Origin of the sequence: Pseudomonas sp. GM60, assembly GCF_000282415.1 — a bacterium.
Taxonomy (GTDB): Bacteria; Pseudomonadota; Gammaproteobacteria; order Pseudomonadales; family Pseudomonadaceae; genus Aquipseudomonas; species Aquipseudomonas migulae.
In genome coordinates this window covers 66,983-87,640 of record NZ_AKJI01000029.1, presented here as the reverse complement: position 1 = coordinate 87,640, position 20,658 = coordinate 66,983, and the positions used below count along the sequence as shown (strand labels likewise).

The window sequence follows — 20,658 nt, the reverse complement described above, 5'->3', positions numbered from 1 at the left end:
TCTGCCGCAAACCCATACAACCTGATCAAACGCAAAGGCCTGATAGGCGTGGCCGCCAGTAAAACGGATCAGTATCCTAGCACCCTCTCGCCCGCCGACGCTAAGACCAAGCGGGCAGCTCAACAGGTTTAAAAACGAATGAATGCTCTAGCCCGCCGCGCTGCAGGCCTGCTGCTCAGCACAGTTTGTCTGCCACTTTCAGTCTTTGCTGCCGATCCGCAACCCACCCACGAATTCACCCTCGACAATGGCCTGAAGGTCATCGTGCGCGAAGACCATCGCGCGCCGGTGGTGGTTTCCCAGGTCTGGTACAAGGTCGGGTCCAGCTACGAGACGCCGGGGCAGACCGGTTTGTCCCACGCTTTGGAACACATGATGTTCAAGGGCAGCGAGAAAGTCGGTCCCGGCGAAGCCTCGCTGATCCTGCGCGACCTCGGCGCCGAAGAGAACGCGTTCACCAGCGACGACTTCACCGCTTATTACCAGGTGCTGGCTCGCGACCGTCTGGGCGTGGCCTTCGAACTCGAAGCCGACCGCATGGCCAGCCTGCGCCTGCCGGCCGATGAGTTCGCCCGCGAGATTGAGGTCATTAAAGAAGAACGTCGCCTGCGCACCGACGACAAGCCGATGTCCAAGGCCTACGAACGCTTCAAGGCCATGGCCTACCCGGCCAGCGGTTACCACACGCCGACCATCGGCTGGATGGCTGACCTGGACCGCATGAAAGTCGAAGAGCTGCGCCACTGGTACCAATCCTGGTACGTGCCGAACAACGCCACGCTGGTGGTCGTCGGCGACGTAACCCCGGACGAAGTGAAAACCCTGGCCCAGCGCTACTTCGGTCCAATCGCCAAGCGTGATGTGCCGCCGGCGAAGAAACCGATGGAACTGGCCGAGCCCGGCGAACGGCAGATTACGCTGCACGTGCAGACCCAACTGCCGAGCCTGATGCTGGGCTTCAACGTGCCAAGCATCGCCACCGCCGAAGACAAACGTTCGGTCAACGCCTTGCGCCTGATCTCGGCCCTGCTCGACGGCGGCTACAGCGGACGCATCCCGACGCAACTGGAGCGCGGCGAAGAGCTGGTGTCCGGCGGTTCGTCGAGCTACGACGCCTACACCCGCGGCGACAGCCTGTTCACCCTGTCGGCATCGCCGAACACCCAGAAAAACAAAACCATGGCCCAGGCCGAAGCCGGCTTGTGGAAGCTGCTCGAACAGCTGAAAACCACCGCGCCGTCCGCCGAAGAGCTGGAGCGCGTGCGGGCTCAAGTGATTGCCGGACTGGTTTACGAGCGCGATTCGATCACCAGCCAGGCCACCGCTATCGGCCAACTGGAAACCGTCGGCCTGTCCTGGAAACTGATGGACACCGAACTGGCCGAACTGGAAAGCGTCACGCCGGAGGACATCCAGAAAGCCGCCAAGCTGTATTTCACCCGCGAACGTCTCAGCGTCGCCCATGTCCTGCCACTGGAGACGACTCATGAGTGAGCATAAAAAACCACGTCTGGCCCTGATCGGCCTGGTCGCTGTCGCATTGATTGGCTCCGCTGCCTTCTATTTCCTGAAGACCGACCACTCCAGCGCCAGCGAAGCCCTCGACAAGGCCAAGTCCAGCCAGAAACTGCAATCGCTGGCCGAACTCGACGGCAAGGCACCGAGCCGCCGCTCGCTCAACGTGCAAACCTGGAACACCGCCGAAGGCGCCAAGGTGTTGTTCGTTGAAGCCCGCGAGTTGCCGATGTTCGACATGCGCCTGATCTTCGCCGCCGGCAGCAGCCAGGACGGCGATGCGCCGGGCCTGGCGGTACTGACCAATGCGATGCTCAACGAAGGTGTGGCCGGCAAAGATGTCGGCGCTATCGCTCAAGGCTTCGAAGGCCTGGGCGCTGACTTTGGCAACGGTGCGTTCAAGGACATGGCGCTGGCGTCGCTGCGCAGCCTCAGTGCCACCGACAAACGCGAGCCTGCGTTGAAGTTGTTCTCCGAAGTTGTCGGCAAACCGACCTTCCCCGCCGATTCGTTTGCGCGCATCAAGAACCAGATGCTCGCCGGCTTCGAATACCAGAAACAGAACCCCGGCAAACTGGCCAGTATCGAGCTGATGAACCGCTTGTACGGCGATCACCCGTACGCGCATTCCAGCGATGGCACGGCGAAAACCGTACCAGCCATCACCCTGGCTCAGTTGAAGACGTTCCATGAAAAAGCCTACGCCGCCGGCAACGTGGTGATAGCGCTGGTGGGGGACCTGTCCCGCGCCGAAGCCGAGGCGATTGCTGAGCAAGTCTCCAGTGCGCTGCCAAAAGGCCCGGCTCTGGCGAAACTGCCGCAACCTGAAGAACCGAAAGCCAGCATCGGCCACATCGAGTTCCCGTCCAAGCAGACCAACCTGATGCTCGCGCAACTGGGCATCGACCGTGACGATCCGGATTACGCCGCGCTGTCCATGGGCAACCAGATCCTCGGCGGCGGTGGCTTCGGCACCCGTTTGATGAGTGAAGTGCGCGAGAAGCGTGGCCTGACGTACGGCGTGTATTCGGGCTTCACCCCGATGCAGACGCGCGGCCCGTTCATGATCAACCTGCAAACCCGCGCCGAGATGAGCGAAGGTACGCTGAAACTGGTGCAGGACGTGCTCGCCGACTACCTTAAAACCGGCCCGACCGAAAAAGAACTCGACGACGCCAAGCGTGAACTGGCCGGCAGCTTCCCGCTGTCCACCGCCAGCAACGCCGACATCGTCGGCCAGCTCGGCGCGATGGGTTTCTACAATCTGCCGTTGAGCTATCTGGAGGACTTCATGCAGCAGTCCCAGAGCCTGACTGTGGAACAAGTCAAAACCGCACTGAACAAACACTTGAGCACGGACAAAATGGTCATCGTCAGCGCTGGCCCGACCGTGCCGCAAAAGCCGTTACCGGCCCCTACTGATAAACCTGCCGAGCAGCCGCTCGGGGTTCCGGAGCATTAATGGCCACTTCCCGTCCAAAAAAACCTGTTCATAACGTGCACAACGGCGTGAACCAACTGCGCATCATCGGCGGCGAATGGCGCAGCCGGAAGCTGAGCTTCCCTGACGCACCGGGCCTGCGCCCGACCCCGGACCGGGTGCGTGAAACCCTGTTCAACTGGCTCGCGCCGTATGTGGCCGGGGCCAAGGTACTCGACCCGTTCGCCGGCAGCGGCGCGCTGTTTCTTGAAGCCTTGTCCCGTGGCGCGGCCATGGGCCAGGCGCTGGATGCGAGCAATATCGCGGTGTCCAGCCTGAAGGAACATCTGGGCACGCTGCGTTGCACCACCGGCCAGGTTCAGACTGCCGACGCCTTGCGCTATCTGGAAACCCAGCCAGCAGTGGCTTACGACCTGGTGTTCCTCGACCCGCCGTTCAACCAGAACCTGTTGCCGACCGTATGCACCCTGCTCGAAGAGCGCCAATGGCTGGCGGACGACGCGTGGGTGTACACCGAAAGCGAAACCGCCCCCTCGACGCTTGGCCTGCCGGCCAACTGGCGCTTGCACCGTGAGCAGAAATCCGGGCGCGTCTACTATTCGTTGTGGCAACGTATGGCAGAGATCGCCGGTTAACCGACCGGCCTGAAAAGGTGCGCACAGGTTGCGCACCGCTGCATCGAGAGCAATCGTGTCTTTTCCGTCAGAACGCTTCACCCCTGCCTTCGGCCTCGGCAACCCGCACTTGCAGACCTTGTGGGGACCGCTTTGGCGCAAAACCACGCACATCGAGCGCGAACGCGAACGCTTGTGGCTCGAAGATGGCGACTTTCTTGACCTGGACTGGCACGGCCCGCACAGCGCCGATGCACCGCTGGTGCTGGTGCTGCATGGCCTGACCGGCTCTTCCAATTCGCCTTACGTGGCCGGCGTGCAAAAAGCCTTGGGCGACCAAGGCTGGGCCAGCGTCGCGCTGAACTGGCGCGGCTGCTCGGGTGAACCGAATCTGTTGCCGCGCAGCTACCATTCCGGCGCCAGTGAAGATTTGGCCGAAACCATCAAGCACCTGCGGGCCAAACGGCCACTCGCGCCGCTGTATGCGGTCGGTTATTCCCTCGGCGGCAACGTTTTGCTCAAACACTTGGGCGAGACCGGCAGCGACAGCGGCGTGCTCGGTGCCGTGGCGGTGTCGGTGCCGTTTCGGCTCGATCAGTGCGCCGACCGCATCGGCCAGGGTTTTTCGAAGGTGTATCAGGCGCACTTCATGCGCGAGATGGTCGCCTACATCAAGAACAAGCAGCGGCAGTTCCAGCATGACGGGCGCGAGGATGGCCTGGCGGAATTGGCCGCGCTGGGTTCGCTGGAAAACATGCGCACGTTTTGGGACTTCGATGGCCGGGTGACCGCGCCGCTGCACGGTTTCACCGATGCGCAGGATTACTATCGCCGCGCCTCAAGCCGCTACTTTTTGGGCGAAATCCGTACGCCGACGCTGATCATTCAGGCCGCCGACGACCCGTTCGTATTTCCTCACAGCCTGCCGCAGGCCGAGGAACTGTCCGCCAGCACTCAATTCGAACTGCAAGCCAAGGGTGGGCATGTCGGCTTCGTCGATGGCTCGTTCCGGCAGCCGGGTTACTACCTGGAACGGCGCATCCCGCAATGGCTGGCCGCTGCAGGTCGCGGGTAAACCGATGGACATCGATCAGGGCGAGTCGATCCGTTTCTGGCAAACGGCGCCTTTGGCCGGGGTCGAGTTGTTGTCCGCACGCTACATCGAACACCGTTTCGCCCCGCATGTGCATGACGGTTACGTGATCGGCATGATCATGGCCGGCGCCCAGCGTTACCGCTATCGCGGCGCCGAACATCTGGCGGGCAGCGGCACGCTCGTTTTGATCAACCCCGACGAGTTGCACACCGGCCACAAAGGCACGGAAGACGGTTGGTTGTACCGGGCGTTTTATCCCGACAGCGGGCAGATTCTGTCGTTGCTCGATGAGCTGGAACTGCCGACCCACAACTTGCCGGCATTTGGCGCCACGCTGTATCGCGATCCGGACCTGGTGAAGGGCTTCTGCCAACTGCATCGTCTGCTCGAAACGCCCTCCACCGCCCTGCAACAGCAGACTGCCTGGCGAGAGTTGATGTTGTCGCTGCTGCAACGTCACGCCGCCGTTCCGGACGCCGGCAAACCCGGCAAGGAACACCGGGCGGTGACGCAGGCCAAGGAACTGCTGCAAGCGCAATTGGCGGCGCCGCCGTCGCTGGAAGAACTCGCGGCAGCGGTCAATCTGTCGCCCTTTCATTTCGCCCGGGTGTTCCGCAGCGCCACCGGCATGCCACCGCACACCTGGTTGATGCAGCAGCGCATCGCTCGGGCGCGGGCGTTGTTGCAGGGCGGCTGTTTGCCGTTGGAAGTGGCGACACAACTGGGGTTTGCCGACCAGAGTCATCTGAGTCGACAGTTCAAGCAGGTTTACGGGGTGGGGCCGGGGGCGTATCGCACTGCTCGGCAACTAACCAAAATTTGATAACAACGAAGATCAAAATGTGGGAGCGAGCCTGCTCGCGATGGCGGAGTGTCAGCCGACGGAAATGTTGACTGAGACTCCGCTATCGCGAGCAGGCTCGCTCCTACAGGGAATTGCGGTGTTTATTCGCCGGTGGCGATGCCACGCGCGGGGTCGTTGATCCATTCGCTCCACGAGCCGGCATACAACGAACCCAACGGATAACCCGCGAGGCACAAGGCGAACAGGTTATGGCACGCCGTCACGCCGGAACCGCAATACGCCACCAGATCGGTCGGCGAACGTTGACCGAGTTTCGCAGCAAAGCGCTGCTTGAGCTGATCGGCCGGCAGAAAACGCCCGTCGCTGCCCAGGTTGTCGGTGAATGCCGCACATTGCGCGCCGGGAATGTGCCCGGCAATCGGGTCGATCGGCTCCACTTCCCCCTTGAAGCGCGGCAAGGCGCGGGCATCGAGCAAGGTCAAATCGGGCTGGCCGAGACGGTGCTGAAGCTGTTCGGCGTTCAACAGCAGCGTATTGTCCGGCGTTCCCGCGAAGGTGCCACGTTCAATACCGGGCGCATCAAGGCTCAAGGGCAAACCCGCCGCGTGCCAGGCCTTGAGCCCGCCATCGAGGATAAACACCCCATCACGCTTGCCCAGCCAGGCCAGTAACCACCACGCCCGCGCCGCGTAGGCACCGGGGCCGTCGTCATACAAAACCACATCGCTGTCGGCATTGATGCCCCAGGCTTGCAGGCGTTCGATCAAGTCCGCAGGTTGCGGCAACGGATGGCGCCCGGTCACGCCCTTGACCACCGCCCCACTCAAATCACGCTCAAGATCGGCGAAGCTCGACCCGGCGATGTGCCCTTCGGCATAGCTGCGCTGGCCGTAGTCCGGGTCTTCGAGGGCAAAACGACAATCAAGAATCACCAACCCCGGCTGGTCCTTTTTCAGGTCCAGTGCTTGCGGGCTGATCAGTTGCGCAATGGGCATAACGGGCTCCTGTGAGATGGTCGATTTTGAATCCTACTGCACTTCTTCCAGCGCCTGGGCCAGCGGCACGTAAAACTCCTCGTACAGCGCGTTCACCGCATCGCGTGACTGATCGGTGACAAAACCGGCCTCCAGCACCAGCACCTGATACACGCCGCGTTTGATCGCCTGCTCGCTCAGGTGATTGGAATTTTCCCGTGTGGTGCACAGGAAACGCACCCAGGACGTGAGGATGATCCACGCATTGAGCGTCAGGGATTCAATCTGCACTTTATCCATGGACAGGATGCCGGCCTCGACGAATCCCGCGTAGATGTGCGTGCCATAGATCAGGCAGCGCTGGGAAAAGCGCCGATAACGGGCGGCCAGTTCCGGATCGCTGTCGAGCAAGTGCTCGAGATCACGATGCAAAAACCGGTAGCGCCACATCGCCGCCAGCAACTCCTGAAGGTAGAAGCGCTTGTCTTCAACCGTCGCGGCCCGCCCCTGGGGCGGGCGCAGGAAGCTGTCCACCAGGCTTTCGTACTCACTGAACAGCACGGCGATGATCGCCTGCTTGTTGGGGAAGTGGTAGTAGAGGTTGCCCGGAGAAATGTCCATGTGGGCAGCAATGTGGTTAGTGCTGATGCTGCGCTCACCCTGCTGGTTGAACAGCTCCAGGCTGTTCTGCACGATGCGCTCGCTGGTTTTGATCCGAGGGGCCATGGCTTGAGCTTTAATTCAGAGTGCGTTGAGGGGCATCTTACGACCTAACCGCGAGCGGATAAAACAACGCGATGTCAGGATCTCATTTGACTTTATAGAGCATAGACTCTAAAAAGTTCTTCACTACAATAAATCCGGAGCCGACCATGACTGCTGACATCGCCTACCTGCAGAAGCTGCAGCAGCCCCTGGAGGAACTTCAAAACCGCTTCGACGATCAGCGCGCAGCCTATGCCGCCAACCCGATGCCGCCCGCCGCCCAGCGACTTCAATGGCTCAAGGCCCTGCGCGATTTGTTGAGCAATGAACGTCAGGCCCTGATCGATGCGATCAGCCAGGACTTCAGCCACCGCAGCGCCGATGAAACCCTGCTCGCCGAACTGATGCCCAGCCTGCACGGCATCCACTATGCCAGCCAGCACCTCAAAGGCTGGATGAAACCTTCACGACGCAAGGTCGGCGTAGCCTTTCAGCCGGCCTCGGCGAAAGTCGTTTACCAGCCGCTGGGCGTGGTCGGGGTGATCGTGCCGTGGAATTACCCGCTGTTTCTGGCCATCGGCCCTTTGGTTGGCGCGTTGTCGGCGGGCAATCGGGTGATGCTCAAACTCAGCGAATCGACCCCCGCCACCGGCCTGTTGCTCAAGGAATTGCTGGGCCGGATCTTCCCCGAAGACCTGGTTTGCGTGGTGCTCGGCGAGGCCGATATCGGCGTGGCGTTCTCCCGCCTGCGTTTCGATCACCTGCTGTTCACCGGCGCCACCAGCATCGGCAAACACGTGATGCGCGCGGCGGCCGAGAACCTGACGCCGGTAACGCTGGAACTGGGCGGCAAATCCCCGGCCATCGTCTCTCGTGACGTGCCGTTGAAGGACGCCGCTGAACGCATTGCGTTCGGCAAGACGCTCAACGCCGGGCAAACCTGCGTCGCCCCGGACTACGTAATGGTGCCGGAAGACCGCGTGGGTTCTTTCGTCGAAGCCTACCGTCAGGCGGTTTGCGGGTTTTATCCGACACTGGCTGACAACCCGGACTACACCGCGATCATCAATGACCGACAACTGGCCCGGCTCAACGGCTACATCAGCGACGCCACCAGCAAGGGCGCGCTGCTGATTCCGCTGTTCGACCAGGGCCAGGGCCGGCGCATGAGCCACAGCCTGCTGCTGAACGTCACCGACGAGATGATGGTGATGCAGGACGAAATCTTCGGTCCGCTGCTGCCGATCGTTCCGTACAAGGATCTGGATGAAGCGTTTGCCTACATTAACCAGCGACCTCGTCCGTTGGCGCTGTATTACTTCGGCTACGACAAGCGCGAACAAAACCGTGTCCTGCACGAGACCCATTCCGGAGGCGTGTGCCTGAACGACACGTTGCTGCACGTCGCGCAGGACGACATGCCCTTCGGCGGCATCGGCCCCTCGGGCATGGGCCATTACCACGGCCACGAAGGCTTTCTGACGTTCAGCAAGGCCAAAGGTGTGCTGATCAAACAGCGTTTCAACGCGGCGAAACTGATCTACCCGCCGTACGGAAAAACCATTCAGAAACTGATCCAGAAGCTGTTTATCCGCTAACGACCTTCACCGCCGGGTAATAACAATAATGAGCCCAAGCCTGTCCGATACACCCGAGCTGTCACGGCGCGGCCTGCTTAAATTCAGCCTCGGCGCGAGCGCGTTCCTGGCCACGGCCGGACTCGGCGCGAGCCTCAGCGGGTGTTCGTCGAGCATCCCGGCCAGCGGTTTCGCGATCCTGCGCAGCGGCGATCTATTGTTTTTGCGGGCGCTGATTCCGGTGATGCTCGATGGCGCCGTGGTCACCGGGAAAATGCCGATAGCGCTCGACCAGACCCTGCATTGCCTGGATAACGGCCTCAATCACCTGTCGCCGGAAATGCTCAAGCTCACTCAGCAGTTGTTCGATGTGCTGGGGATGGCCGTGACTCGCGGGCCGCTGACCGGGATCTGGGGCAGTTGGGAAAACGCCAGTGCCGATGAGATCCGGCACTTTCTTGATCGCTGGGAAAACAGTTCGTTGAGCCTGTTGCGCATGGGGCACAGCTCGTTGCTGCAACTGGTGATGATGGCGTGGTACAGCCGGGGTGAGTCGTGGGCGCATTGCGGGTATCCCGGACCGCCTACGGTTTGAGACCGAGTTGGCCCCTTCGCGGGCAAGCCTCGCTCCTACAGGGATCGCGCGCCCCTGTAGGAGCGAGGCTTGCCCGCGAAGGCGGCCTGATGAACGACACATTTCTCAATATAAAAATAAGAGAACCCGAATATGCCCGTACCCGATCCGTTCCGCGAAGGCATGGCCCGTGGCTGGAAAACCCACAACGGCTCGCAACTGACCCAGGACCAGACCCTGGAAGCGGACGTGGCGATCATCGGCAGCGGCGCGGGCGGCGGCACCACCGCTGAAATCCTCAGCGCCGCCGGCTACAAGGTGCTGTTGATCGAAGAAGGTCCGCTCAAGACCAGCAGCGACTTCAAGATGCTTGAAGACCAGGCCTACACCAGCCTCTATCAAGAAGGCATCGGCCGCATGAGCAAGGACGGCGCAATCACCATCCTTCAAGGCCGTGCGGTGGGCGGCACCACGCTGATCAACTGGACCTCGAGTTTCCGCACGCCGGAGCCGACGCTCGAACACTGGGCCCGGGAGCATAACGTCAAAGGCCACAGCCCGGCCGAGATGGCGCCATGGTTCGAGAAAATGGAGCAACGTCTGGGCGTCGCACCCTGGATGGTCCCGCCGAACGCCAACAACGATGTGATTCGCAAAGGCTGCGAGCAGCTTGGCTACAGCTGGCACGTGATCCCGCGCAACGTGCGCGGCTGCTGGAACCTTGGCTACTGCGGCATGGGCTGCCCGACCAACGCCAAGCAATCGATGATGGTCACGACGATTCCAGCGACCCTGGAAAAGGGTGGCGAGCTGCTTTACCTGGCCCGCGCCGAAAAACTGATGATCAAGGACGGCAAGGTCACCGGCCTGCAATGCGTGGCGATGGATGATCGTTGCGTCGCGCCCACGGGCAAGACGATCACGGTCAAGGCGCGGCATTACGTGCTGGCCGGCGGCGGCATCAACAGCCCCGCGTTGCTGTTGCGTTCCGACGCGCCCGATCCGCACAAGCGTTTGGGCAAGCGCACGTTTCTGCATTTGGTGAACATGTCCGCCGGGCTGTTCGACGAGGTGATCAACCCGTTCTACGGCGCGCCGCAGTCGATCTATTCCGACCATTTCCAATGGCAGAACGGCACCACCGGCCCGATGGCCTACAAACTCGAAGTGCCACCCCTGCACCCAGCGCTGGCGGCCACATTGCTCGGCGGGTTTGGCCAGGAAAGCGCCCGACACATGGAAAACCTGCCGCATACCCACGCCATGCTGGCGTTACTGCGCGATGGCTTTCACCCGGACAGCCCCGGTGGCAGCGTCGAGTTGCGCGGCGACAACACGCCCGTGCTCGATTATCAGGTTTCACCCTACGCCTGGGACGGCTTGCGCCGCGCCTTCCACAGCATGGCCGAGATCCAGTTCGCCGGCGGCGCCAACGCCGTGATGCCGATGCACGCCGATGCGCGCTATGTGAAAACCCTGGCCGAGGCGCGCACGCTGATCGACGGCCTGAGCCTTGAGTTGTATCGCACACGCTTGGGCAGTGCCCATGTGATGGGCGGTTGCGCCATGGGCCAAGACCCGAAAAACGCCGTGACCGACAGCCTCGGCCGGCATCATCAGCTCAGCAACCTGTCGATCCACGACGGCTCGCTGTTCCCCACCAGCATTGGCGCAAACCCGCAATTGTCGGTCTACGGGCTGACGGCGCAACTGGCGACTTCGTTGGCCGAACGTTTGAAAAACCCATGAAAAGAGCGAATATTCCTATCGTCTATAGTGCTTTCTTACCCAACAGGCGACTTGGCCGACCGGGAAGGCTGCGATACCATCCGACTCCCCAACGGACTCCCGCCAGGACGACGCGATGAACCGAGTGTTGTACCCAGGTACCTTCGACCCTATTACCAAGGGCCATGGCGATCTGGTCGAACGCGCCGCGCGCCTGTTCGATCATGTGATCATCGCCGTCGCCGCCAGCCCGAAAAAAAACCCGTTGTTTCCCCTGGAACAGCGTGTGGAGCTGGCCCGCGAGGTCACTAAACATCTGCCGAACGTTGAAGTCGTCGGCTTTTCGACGCTGTTGGCGCATTTCGCCAAAGAGAAGAATGCCAACGTGTTCCTGCGTGGTTTGCGCGCGGTCTCGGACTTCGAATACGAATTTCAGCTGGCCAACATGAACCGTCAGTTGGCGCCGGATGTGGAAAGCCTGTTTCTTACACCGTCCGAGCGCTATTCGTTCATTTCCTCGACGCTGGTCCGTGAAATCGCGGCGTTGGGCGGCGATATCACCAAGTTCGTCCACCCTGCGGTGGCGGATGCCCTGACACTTCGATTTAAAAAATAGCACCAGACCTGTAGGAGCCAGCTTGCTGGCGATGGATGTTAACGAGACGAGTGCTGCCTGAATGAACGCAGCGCTCTCCCGCCCATCGCCAGCAAGCTGGCTCCTACAGCGCCAATGCGGCACAATTGCGCATTGGTTTTTAGCGCCCGGGCCTGCCGCCCCGGCTGGAGTTAGCATGTCCCTGATCATCACCGACGATTGCATCAACTGCGACGTCTGCGAACCCGAGTGCCCGAACGCCGCCATTTCCCAGGGCGAAGAGATCTACGTGATCGACCCGAACCTGTGCACCCAGTGTGTCGGCCACTACGACGAACCTCAGTGCCAGCAGGTGTGCCCGGTGGATTGCATTCCACTGGACGAAGCGCATCCGGAGACTGAAGAGCAGTTGATGGAGAAGTACCGGAAGATTACCGGTAAGGCGTGAGCCATGAGGCGTCTGTGAGGGCGCCTTCGCGGGCAAGCCTCGCTCCTACAAGGGTCGTGTAGATCCTGTAGGAGCGAGGCTTGCCCGCGAAGCTTTTAGGCTTCACTCCCGCTGCTCAAACCCCTCCCCGATACATCCCAGACACCGCACGAACGCCGCTTTCGCCGGGTCGACCACCAACGCCTGTCCCGCGTCGCCGACATTGCCGCCCAGCGCGGTAAACGGCAACGACACCACAAACGCCCCCGCACCAATCACCGTTGCCACGACCAGCAAGGGTCGGGCAATCAGCAAGTCGCCGAGCATGGCGTACGCCGGGGGATTCTGGATGGTGTAGCGCGGGTCGCCGCTGCCGGTATTGGCTGCCAGCGCTGGTGCACCGGCACTCAGCAGCCATACGACGGCAAGGGTTCGGAACAGGTTCATGGCACGGTCCTTCGACTAGGCAGTGAGAACACTGACTATAGACCGCAGGAATATCAGCTCTGGCAGCGCGGGCAAAAGACGCTGGCGCGCTGCCCGAGTTTGACTTCCCGCAACTCTGTTCCGCAGACCTTGCACGGCTGACTGCCACGGCCGTACACGAACAATTCCTGCTGGAAATAACCGGGCTGACCGTCGCCGCCGATAAAGTCGCGCAACGTCGTACCGCCGCGCTCGATGGCAGCGGCCAGGATGCGTTTGATCTCGATCGCCAATTTCAAATAGCGCGCCCGGGAAATGCTCTTGGCCTCACGACGCGGGTCGATACCGGCCGCAAACAGCGCTTCGGTCGCATAGATATTGCCGACGCCGACCACCACCGCGTTGTCCATGATGAACGGTTTGACCGCCATCGAACGCCCGCGAGACTGCTGGAACAAGCGCTCGCCGTCGAACAGGTCGGTCAACGGTTCCGGCCCCAGGCGAATCAGCAATTCATGGTTGAGCGGATCGAGGCTCCAGAGCATCGCGCCGAACCGTCGCGGGTCCGTGTAACGCAGGGCCAGGCCCGATTCCAGCTCGATATCCACATGCTCATGCTTGGCGGCCGGCAGGCCGACTTCCACCAGGCGCAGATTGCCCGACATGCCCAAGTGGCTGATCAGCGTGCCGACTTCGGCGTTGATCAGCAGGTACTTGGCGCGCCGCTCAACCAGCACGATACGCTGGCCGGAGAGCCGCACATCCAGGTCTTCAGGGATCGGCCAGCGCAGGCGACGGTCACGCACGATCACCCGGCTGACGCGTTGGCCTTCCAGGTACGGCGCAATACCGCGGCGGGTGGTTTCGACTTCCGGCAGTTCAGGCATGGTGCTCTCGAATCAGGCGCTGACGGCACTCAGCGGTGAGTGCCGAGGTCGCGAATCGTTTGTTTGAGGGTTTCGAAGTCGTAGTCCGAGAGGCCCACGTAATCGAGTACCAGCGGCGCGATGGTGTTCCATTCACGGTCCTCGTTCTGGTTGCCCAGTACCCGGTAGGACGCACAAATGTGCTCGGCCATTTTCAGGATCGCCAACAGGTTTTTCAGCTGACTGTTGCGCGAAGACTCATCGCTGAAAATCGCCAGCGCATTGTGGTGGTTGGCGATCGCCGTGCTCACATGCTCCGGCAGGCGCCAGGATTTGGCCGTGTAATAACCGACCACCGCATGGTTGGTATTGAACACCCGATTTTCCGTGTCCACCACGCGGCATTCGGCACTGGCGCTGGCGTAGGCTTCTTCCAGCGTGGTCATGTAGTCCGGGAAGCGCTGCAGCATCAGCGGCACGCCGCAGTCGTGGAACAGGCCCAAGGCGTATGCCTCATCGCCGGCCTGGACGCCGATGCGTTTGGCCAGGGTCAGGCAGGTCATCGCCACGTCTTGAGCGGTGTCCCAGAAACGGTTCAGGGTAACGATGGTGTCATCGTTCATTTCACCCTTGATCGACTGCGCGTTGATCAGGTTGATGATCGAACGGCTGCCCAGCAGATTCACCGCGCGCTGGATCGAGGCGATCTTGTTGCTCAAGCCGTAATACGGCGAGTTGACGATTTTCAGCAGGGAACCAGAGAGGCCCGGGTCCTGGGAGATCAGCTTGGCGATCACTTCCAGATCCGGGTCGGGCATGTACTGCTCCATCTGCAGATCCACCATGATCTGCGGCTGGGCCGGCACGCTGATGCCTTGCAGGGACTGTTGGATCTGTTCGGTGGTCAGCTCTTGGGACATAAGTACACACTCTGGGACAGGCGCCGATTCTAACCTTTATAAAGTTGGATCCGACACACCGGCGGGCAACATCGGCCAAAGTTTCATTTCCGTGGAGCATTTGAAATTGCCTTCGCGGGCAAGCCTCGCTCCTACATTTGGAATGCGTCCCCCTGTAGGAGCGAGGCTTGCCCGCGAAGGCGTCATCAGCGTTTCATCGCCCACCCAGCCCGCCACCACCCTCAACACGCTATACTCCCGCTCTTTTTTCCGGAGCGACGTCATGTCCCTGCCTAGCCTGCGCCTCAAAGCCAACGCCGACCGTCGCCTGCGAAACGGCCACTTGTGGGTCTACAGCAACGAAATCGACGTGGCCGCCACCCCGTTGCACGGCTTCAAGGCCGGCGACCAGGCGATCCTCGAAGCCGCCGGCGGCAAGCTGCTGGGCATCGTTGCCATGAGCCCGAACAACCTGATCTGCGCCCGTCTGCTGTCGCGCGACGTCAAGTTGCCGCTGGACAAATCGCTGCTGGTGCATCGCTTGAACGTCGCTCTGTCCCTGCGTGATCGCCTGTTCGACAAGCCGTTCTATCGCCTGGTCTACGGCGATTCCGACCTGCTGCCAGGCCTGGTGGTCGACCGTTTCGGCGACATCCTCGTGGTGCAGATCGCTTCGGCGACCATGGAAGCGCATAAAGACGACGTGATCGCGGCGCTGACCCAAGTGCTCAAGCCAAGCGGCATTCTGTTCAAGAACGACTCCGCCGCCCGTGACGCCGAAGGCCTCAACCGCTACGTCGAAACCGTGTTCGGCCTGGTGCCGGAGTGGGTTGCGCTGGAAGAGAACGGCGTGAAGTTCGAAGCGCCGGTCATCCAGGGCCAGAAAACCGGCTGGTTCTACGACCACCGCATGAACCGCGCACGCCTGGCCCCGTACGCCAAAGGCAAACGCGTCCTCGACCTGTACAGCTACATCGGCGGTTGGGGCGTGCAAGCCGCTGCATTCGGCGCCAGTGAAGTGTTCTGCGTCGATGCCTCGGCCTTCGCCCTCGACGGCGTCGAGCGCAACGCCGCGCTGAACGGTTTCGCTGAAAAAATTACCTGCCTCGAAGGTGACGTCTTCGAAGCGCTGAAAGAACTGAAAGCCAGCGAAGAACGCTTCGACGTGATCGTGGCCGACCCGCCGGCGTTCATCAAACGCAAGAAAGACATGAAAAACGGCGAAGGCGCTTACCGTCGCCTGAACGAGCAAGCCATGCGCCTGCTCAGCAAAGACGGCATCCTGGTCAGCGCTTCGTGCTCGATGCACCTGCCGGAAGATGACCTGCAGAACATCCTGCTGACCAGCGCCCGTCACCTGGATCGCAACATCCAGATGCTGGAACGTGGCGGTCAGGGTCCGGATCATCCGGTACACCCGGCGATTGCTGAAACCCGCTACATCAAGAGCATCACCTGCCGGTTGCTGCCAAACAGCTAACCGCTCGGAACTACTGTAGGAGCGAGCCCTGCTCGCGATGGTCGTCAACGATGATGCTGGCTGCCTGACACCCCGCGTAGCCTGTTCGTTTTTCGCGAGCAGGCTCGCTCCTACAACGGTCTGAGAACAGTCCCACACCTCCTGCATTGACTTCCCTATTCATCAAGTCGACTCTCGGCTACCCCTCACGGATCGAGAGCGTTGTTGATGAACCCTTCCCCGCATACCGCGAAAAAATCGTCGCTCATCCTGCTTTTGATGACGATGACGCTACTGGGTGTTTTCCCGTTGGACGTGGTGCTCCCGTCCTTTCCCGCGCTCTCTGATTACTTCCTGACCTCAGCGTCCGACATAGCGTTATCCGTCAGCCTGTTCGCCATTGGCCTTGGGCTATCCGTGGTGCTGGTCGGACCGCTGTCGGACTTGTGGGGGCGCAAAACCCTTTTGCTGACTGGCATCGCCATCTCGATCATCGGTGCAACGGGTTGTCTGCTTTCCAGCGAATACAGCTGGTTCCTGGTATTTCGCGTCATTCAGGCCGTGGGTTGCGGGTCCTTTGTGCTGTCGCAAGCGCTGATTCAGGATTTGTTCGTCGGCAAGGAACAGGAACGAATGAGGATCTGGATGACCACCGCCGCCGGCGTGTTCATTTCCATATCGCCGTTGCTCGGAACCTGGTTGCAGATGCATCTGGGCTGGCAGGGCAGCTTCTATGTCTTTATCGCACTGGCGGTCTTCGTCTGGATAAGGGCTGGCGTGCTCCTCAAGGAAACCCCGCGCAGTCGCAATGCGGCGCCCAGTCGCTTTTTCAGTGCCTACTGGCGGCTATGCGCGGATTTTCGCTTCATGGGTTACTGGCTGATCTCGGCCCTGGCCTTCGCCTGCCATTTTTCATTCATCGTCATGTCGCCGATCATTTTCATGGAGCGCCTGGCACTCACGCCCTACGAATTCGCCTGGACATTGTTGCTGTATGGCGTGGCGTATGTGTTCGGCGGGATAGTCGCCAGCGCCTTGCATCGGCGTCTGCCGGCCAATTCACAGATAGTGATCGGCCTCGGCCTGATCGCATTGTCGGGGTTGGTCATGCTGTGGCTGGCGAATCAGTTCGGGCTGACGGCCGCTGCGGTGCTGATCCCCATGCTCATCTGCACGGCTGGCACCACCATTGCCCGGCCTATCGCCAATTCCAAAGCCATGACCCTCTATCCACAGGATGCCGGTACGTCCTCCTCGGTCGGCGGCGTGATGATCTTCATGTGCGGCGGCGTGATCAGCGTGATGATCAATCTCGCGTCCGAAGACCTCACCACGGCGCTCGCCTTGTGTTTCCTGATCCTTAGCGCCGCCGGCCTGGGTTTGAACGCGCTGATCATGCAGCGCAATCTGGCACTGAACGCGAGTTGATTTACGCCGGTCGTCATCCGGCGCACGCCACCGGCGCCGGATCAGCGCTTCCCGGCATTCCCTCCAGCCGCCAGCCGTGTAGAATCGCGACATTCATCGCCAGTCATCCCCCGGCGGGTTTATGAGCTCAAGCTGAAGCGCGCGGCGATCCCGCAAAGTTATCGGCAACTTCCGGACACACGGCCATTTCTGAGTGTTCCAGACGTCAATAGAAGCTCACTTCCCTTTTGATACCTGATTAGCCGCCCGGAGTGCTTCATGCCTGATTACCGCTCGAAAACATCCACCCACGGTCGCAACATGGCCGGTGCCCGCGCATTGTGGCGCGCCACGGGGATGAAAGATGACGACTTCAAAAAGCCGATCATCGCCATTGCCAACTCGTTCACCCAGTTCGTACCGGGCCACGTCCACCTCAAGGACCTGGGCCAACTGGTCGCCCGCGAAATCGAACGCGCCGGCGGTGTAGCGAAAGAGTTCAACACCATCGCCGTGGATGACGGCATCGCCATGGGCCACGACGGCATGCTGTATTCGCTGCCGAGCCGCGAGATCATCGCCGACTCCGTCGAGTACATGGTCAACGCCCACTGCGCCGACGCCATCGTCTGCATCTCGAACTGCGACAAGATCACCCCAGGCATGTTGATGGCCGCCCTGCGCCTGAACATCCCGGTGATCTTCGTCTCCGGCGGCCCGATGGAAGCCGGCAAGACCAAACTGGCCAGCCACGGTCTCGACCTCGTCGACGCCATGGTGATCGCCGCCGACTCCAGCGCTTCTGACGAGAAGGTTGCCGAGTACGAGCGCAGTGCCTGCCCGACTTGCGGTTCGTGCTCCGGCATGTTCACCGCCAACTCGATGAACTGCCTGGTTGAAGCGTTGGGCCTGGCCTTGCCGGGCAACGGTTCGACCCTCGCCACCCACAGCGATCGCGAGCAGCTGTTCCTGCAGGCCGGCCGCACCATCGTCGAGCTGTGCAAGCGTTACTACCACGACAACGACGAGTCGGTATTGCCGCGCAACATCGCCAACTTCAAGGCGTTCGAAAACGCCATGACCCTGGACATCGCCATGGGCGGTTCCACCAACACCATCCTGCACTTGCTGGCCGCCGCCCAGGAAGCCGAGATCGATTTCGACCTGCGCGACATCGACCGTCTTTCCCGTCACGTGCCGCAACTGTGCAAAGTCGCGCCGAACATCCAGAAGTACCACATGGAAGACGTGCACCGCGCCGGCGGGATCTTCAGCATCCTCGGTTCGCTGGCCCGTGGCGGCCTGCTGCACACCGACCTGCCGACCGTGCACAGCAAGACCCTGGCCGAAGGCATCGCCAAGTGGGACATCACCCAGACCGACGACGAAGCCGTGCATCACTTCTTCAAGGCCGGCCCGGCGGGCATCCCGACTCAAACCGCATTCAGCCAGTCGACCCGTTGGGAAACCCTGGACGACGACCGTGAAAACGGCTGCATCCGCAGTGTCGAACACGCCTACTCGAAAGAAGGCGGCCTGGCCGTTCTCTACGGCAACATCGCGCTGGACGGCTGCGTAGTGAAAACCGCGGGCGTCGACGAGTCGATCCACGTGTTCGAAGGCAACGCAAAAATCTTCGAAAGCCAGGACAGCGCCGTACGCGGCATCCTCGCGGACGAAGTGAAGGCCGGCGACATCGTGATCATCCGTTACGAAGGCCCGAAAGGCGGCCCGGGCATGCAGGAAATGCTGTACCCGACGTCGTACCTGAAATCCAAAGGCCTGGGCAAAGCCTGCGCCCTGCTCACCGACGGCCGTTTCTCCGGCGGCACTTCGGGCCTGTCCATCGGCCACGCTTCGCCGGAAGCCGCTGCCGGTGGCGCGATTGGTCTGGTGCAGGACGGCGACAAAGTGCTGATCGACATTCCGAACCGCTCGATCAACCTGTTGGTCAGCGATGAAGAATTGGCCGGCCGCCGTGCCGAGCAGGATCAGAAAGGCTGGAAGCCGGTGGAGAAACGTCCACGTAAAGTGACCACCGCACTGAAAGCCTACGCCCTGCTGGCGACCAGCGCTGACAAGGGTGCTGTGCGTAACAAGGCGATGCTTGACGGGCTGTAAGCGTCAGCCGCAGAAATAAAAATGCCCCGCCAAGTGCGGGGCATTTTTTTGCCGATCGTTTGATCTACGTTATACGCAAATCCCTGTAGGAGCCGGCTTGCCGGCGAAGGCGGTGTGTCAGTCAGCAAATTCTTCGTCTGAAAGTCCGCTATCGCCGGCAAGCAGGCTCCTACAGTTGATCGGTGTTGCGGTTACTGGATTTCTGCTGGTGTGACGATCACCCAATTCTTGTCCGCCGTCACCGGCAGCCCTTCCTTGGCCTGGGCCGCAGCGTGCTTGGCCATCATGCCGTTAATCTGGGTCATGTATTTGTCCTTGCGGTTGACCCACAAGTGGATGCCGCCCTTGGCCACGTCAACATCGTGGAACAACATGTAACCGTCGCTGCTCGGGGTGTCGCCGCCGACCAGTACCGGTTTTTTCCATTCATCGATGTAAGTCAGGATCGCCGCGTGTTTACCGGCCATCCAGGTTGCCGGGGTCCACAGGTACGGGGTCAGTTCCAGGCCGAGGTTGGCCTTCTCGTCATACTTGCCAGCGGTGATCTGCTTGCGGGCCGTGGTCAACTCGCCGGACTTCTGGTCCTTGAGCAGCAGGCTCACGCCGATCACGTTTTGCGGTTTGACGTTGTAACCGTACTTCGGATCGGAGGCGACCATGCGCACCAGCTCTTCAGAAGCGGCGGTCATCACGTAGACCTCGATGCCGTTCTCCATCAGCTTGTTGTACAGCTCGGTTTGGCCGGTGAAGACTTTCGGCGGGTTAACGTCGAGCTTCTTGACCACGTCGCCTTCGTAATAGGTAGCCGGCACCGGTTTGCCGGACGCCATCAACTCGTCGACATAACCTTTGAGCTCTTGCAGGGTGAAACCGGAGAACACCTGGGCGACCCATGGGTAGCAAACCATGTCGTCGAGTTCGCAGAGGCGGTAGTAGTAGCTGAACAGGCTTTCCTTATGGTCGGCGGTGTCCTTGAACGGAATCAGTTTCAGGGAGGGATCGAGTTTCTCGCGGGTGATCAGGCCCTTGTTTTCCATGAACGGCAGCAGCGATTCTTCGAGGTCATAGCGGTAACTGGTGTTGTCCATGTCGAACACCGCGTAGTTACCTTTGTTGGCGTTGGCCGCGATCATCGCATCCAGTGCCTTGGCCTGATCAGCTGGCCAGTGCTTCAAATCCGTAGCGAAAGCCTGGCCGGCGAGGCCAATGCACAGTGCAGCGAGCAGAAATTTCGGTGCGAACTTCATCGATAGATCTCCCTGAATTAAAGACATCGACGCTAACAAATAAGTGTGACAGTCCCCGTCTGTCAGCGACGGCCAACGCACCTATCGCGCCAGCTGCATTCCTGTAAGCGACACCCGCTTATTCCAAAAACGACAGTCATCAGACTTTTTTGATATTAATTCATTGAAAATCAAGCTGTTAG

The 20,658-nt window shown here is 60.9% G+C and carries 19 protein-coding genes and 1 pseudogene; 14 read left to right on the top strand and 6 right to left on the bottom strand.

The genetic code is table 11. From position 1 onward, the window contains the following. The first annotated feature begins 138 nt into the window (after nucleotides 1–138). Genes PMI32_RS22760 through PMI32_RS22780 form a run of 5 tightly spaced genes read left to right on the top strand, consistent with a single transcriptional unit; the run spans nucleotide 139 to nucleotide 5,489 of the window. Entirely contained in the window at nucleotides 139–1,494 is a 1,356-nt protein-coding gene (locus PMI32_RS22760) for a M16 family metallopeptidase (RefSeq protein WP_008026145.1), read from the top strand. Continuing rightward, a complete protein-coding gene (locus tag PMI32_RS22765; RefSeq protein ID WP_008026144.1) occupies nucleotides 1,487–2,977 on the top strand; it encodes a M16 family metallopeptidase in 1,491 nt (496 codons plus the stop codon). Before PMI32_RS22760 ends, PMI32_RS22765 begins: the two co-directional genes overlap by 8 nt. Then, entirely contained in the window at nucleotides 2,977–3,591 is a 615-nt protein-coding gene (gene rsmD / locus PMI32_RS22770) for a 16S rRNA (guanine(966)-N(2))-methyltransferase RsmD (protein ID WP_008026142.1), read from the top strand. The genes PMI32_RS22765 and rsmD overlap by 1 nt, the downstream gene beginning before the upstream one ends. Before the next feature lie 55 nt (nucleotides 3,592–3,646). After that, the gene (locus PMI32_RS22775) at nucleotides 3,647–4,645 is read left to right on the top strand and encodes a hydrolase (RefSeq protein WP_008026140.1); all 999 of its coding nucleotides are present in this window, start codon (nucleotides 3,647–3,649) and stop codon (nucleotides 4,643–4,645) included. 4 nt (nucleotides 4,646–4,649) lie between these two features. Beyond that, nucleotides 4,650–5,489 (top strand): AraC family transcriptional regulator, encoded by an 840-nt coding sequence (locus PMI32_RS22780; RefSeq protein ID WP_008026138.1) that lies wholly within the window; start codon nucleotides 4,650–4,652, stop codon nucleotides 5,487–5,489. Nucleotides 5,490–5,611: 122 nt separating this feature from the next. Here PMI32_RS22780 and PMI32_RS22785 read toward each other — a convergent pair whose 3' ends face one another. After that, nucleotides 5,612–6,466: a sulfurtransferase gene (locus PMI32_RS22785; protein WP_008026135.1), complete on the bottom strand. Its 855-nt coding sequence runs from the start codon at nucleotides 6,464–6,466 to the stop codon at nucleotides 5,612–5,614. Between the two features lie 33 nt (nucleotides 6,467–6,499). Continuing rightward, entirely contained in the window at nucleotides 6,500–7,171 is a 672-nt protein-coding gene (locus tag PMI32_RS22790) for a TetR/AcrR family transcriptional regulator (RefSeq protein ID WP_008026133.1), read from the bottom strand. A 146-nt stretch (nucleotides 7,172–7,317) separates the two neighbouring features. Between PMI32_RS22790 and PMI32_RS22795 the strand changes: the two genes are divergently transcribed. The 5 genes from PMI32_RS22795 to PMI32_RS22815 all read left to right on the top strand — a co-directional run bounded on the left by PMI32_RS22795 (nucleotide 7,318) and on the right by PMI32_RS22815 (nucleotide 12,072). Further along, complete coding sequence (locus PMI32_RS22795) at nucleotides 7,318–8,748, top strand: coniferyl aldehyde dehydrogenase (protein ID WP_008026131.1); 1,431 nt, start codon at nucleotides 7,318–7,320, stop codon at nucleotides 8,746–8,748. Between the two features lie 28 nt (nucleotides 8,749–8,776). Continuing rightward, nucleotides 8,777–9,322 (top strand): hypothetical protein, encoded by a 546-nt coding sequence (locus PMI32_RS22800; RefSeq protein ID WP_008026129.1) that lies wholly within the window; start codon nucleotides 8,777–8,779, stop codon nucleotides 9,320–9,322. A 132-nt stretch (nucleotides 9,323–9,454) separates the two neighbouring features. After that, the gene (locus tag PMI32_RS22805) at nucleotides 9,455–11,050 is read left to right on the top strand and encodes a GMC family oxidoreductase (RefSeq protein WP_008026128.1); all 1,596 of its coding nucleotides are present in this window, start codon (nucleotides 9,455–9,457) and stop codon (nucleotides 11,048–11,050) included. A gap of 115 nt (nucleotides 11,051–11,165) precedes the next feature. Beyond that, the gene (coaD, locus tag PMI32_RS22810) at nucleotides 11,166–11,645 is read left to right on the top strand and encodes a pantetheine-phosphate adenylyltransferase (RefSeq protein ID WP_003177462.1); all 480 of its coding nucleotides are present in this window, start codon (nucleotides 11,166–11,168) and stop codon (nucleotides 11,643–11,645) included. A gap of 175 nt (nucleotides 11,646–11,820) precedes the next feature. Next, nucleotides 11,821–12,072: a YfhL family 4Fe-4S dicluster ferredoxin gene (locus PMI32_RS22815; RefSeq protein ID WP_003195146.1), complete on the top strand. Its 252-nt coding sequence runs from the start codon at nucleotides 11,821–11,823 to the stop codon at nucleotides 12,070–12,072. A 102-nt stretch (nucleotides 12,073–12,174) separates the two neighbouring features. Here PMI32_RS22815 and PMI32_RS22820 read toward each other — a convergent pair whose 3' ends face one another. From PMI32_RS22820 to PMI32_RS22830, 3 genes are read right to left on the bottom strand one after another with little or no spacing between them, the layout of a single operon-like run. Next, a complete protein-coding gene (locus PMI32_RS22820; protein WP_008026125.1) occupies nucleotides 12,175–12,498 on the bottom strand; it encodes a hypothetical protein in 324 nt (107 codons plus the stop codon). 53 nt (nucleotides 12,499–12,551) lie between these two features. Beyond that, complete coding sequence (mutM, locus tag PMI32_RS22825) at nucleotides 12,552–13,364, bottom strand: bifunctional DNA-formamidopyrimidine glycosylase/DNA-(apurinic or apyrimidinic site) lyase (RefSeq protein ID WP_008026119.1); 813 nt, start codon at nucleotides 13,362–13,364, stop codon at nucleotides 12,552–12,554. 29 nt (nucleotides 13,365–13,393) lie between these two features. Further along, on the bottom strand, nucleotides 13,394–14,209 hold the full coding sequence (locus PMI32_RS22830) for an HDOD domain-containing protein (protein ID WP_162130726.1): 816 nt from the start codon (nucleotides 14,207–14,209) through the stop codon (nucleotides 13,394–13,396). A gap of 316 nt (nucleotides 14,210–14,525) precedes the next feature. Here PMI32_RS22830 and PMI32_RS22835 point away from each other — a divergent pair, with 316 nt between their 5' ends. The 4 genes and pseudogenes from PMI32_RS22835 to ilvD all read left to right on the top strand — a co-directional run bounded on the left by PMI32_RS22835 (nucleotide 14,526) and on the right by ilvD (nucleotide 19,229). After that, a complete protein-coding gene (locus PMI32_RS22835; RefSeq protein WP_008026111.1) occupies nucleotides 14,526–15,722 on the top strand; it encodes a class I SAM-dependent rRNA methyltransferase in 1,197 nt (398 codons plus the stop codon). Between the two features lie 37 nt (nucleotides 15,723–15,759). Beyond that, a pseudogene (locus PMI32_RS30580) lies at nucleotides 15,760–15,837 on the top strand (outer membrane lipoprotein carrier protein LolA); the annotation flags it as partial. A gap of 92 nt (nucleotides 15,838–15,929) precedes the next feature. After that, nucleotides 15,930–17,129, top strand: coding sequence for an MFS transporter (locus tag PMI32_RS22840; RefSeq protein ID WP_008026108.1), 1,200 nt, complete (start codon nucleotides 15,930–15,932; stop codon nucleotides 17,127–17,129). 258 nt (nucleotides 17,130–17,387) lie between these two features. Next, nucleotides 17,388–19,229: a dihydroxy-acid dehydratase gene (gene ilvD, locus PMI32_RS22845; RefSeq protein WP_008026106.1), complete on the top strand. Its 1,842-nt coding sequence runs from the start codon at nucleotides 17,388–17,390 to the stop codon at nucleotides 19,227–19,229. 191 nt (nucleotides 19,230–19,420) lie between these two features. On the opposite strand, the gene PMI32_RS22850 is transcribed toward ilvD, so the two are convergent. Then, a complete protein-coding gene (locus tag PMI32_RS22850) occupies nucleotides 19,421–20,476 on the bottom strand; it encodes an HAD family hydrolase (RefSeq protein ID WP_008026105.1) in 1,056 nt (351 codons plus the stop codon). Between the last annotated feature and the right edge of the window lie 182 nt (nucleotides 20,477–20,658).